Source organism: Neisseria sp. P0024.S006 (assembly GCF_051956595.1).
In the GTDB taxonomy this organism is placed as follows: domain Bacteria; phylum Pseudomonadota; class Gammaproteobacteria; order Burkholderiales; family Neisseriaceae; genus Neisseria.
In genome coordinates, this window is the sequence record NZ_JBQCXH010000091.1 from 1 (window position 1) to 430 (window position 430).

Annotated in this window: 1 protein-coding gene; it reads left to right on the forward strand. The window is 50.7% G+C overall.

Annotated features, from left to right (window positions below):
• On the forward strand, nt 1-430 hold a 430-nt coding region (locus tag ACTHUF_RS11430), incomplete at both ends, for a DUF3458 domain-containing protein (RefSeq protein WP_440407780.1).

Here is a 430-nt window from a genome sequence, read left to right on the forward strand (position 1 = left end):
TCAGATGTGGATGAGAGACAGGGACTTCCAACGCCACGACGGTCAGGCGGTAACCTGCGATGATTTCCGTGCCGCAATTGCAGACGCAAACGGCATTAATCTTGATCAGTTTGCTTTTTGGTATAACCAAGCCGGTACGCCGGTTTTAGATGCTCAAGGCCGTCTGAAAGATGGTGCGTTTGAATTGACCAGCAAACAAACCATTCCTGCCACGCCCGATATGGCGGATAAACAGCCGATGATGATTCCGGTCAAAACCGGTGTGCTAAATGAAAAAGGCGAAGCGGTTGAGTGTGAATATCAAGGCAAACGGGTGAAAGATTCGGTTTTGGTATTGACTGAAGCCGAGCAGACTTTTGTGTTGGGCGGCGTCGATGAGCCGGTTATCCCGTCTCTGCTGCGTGAGTTTTCTGCACCGGTTACCCTGAAC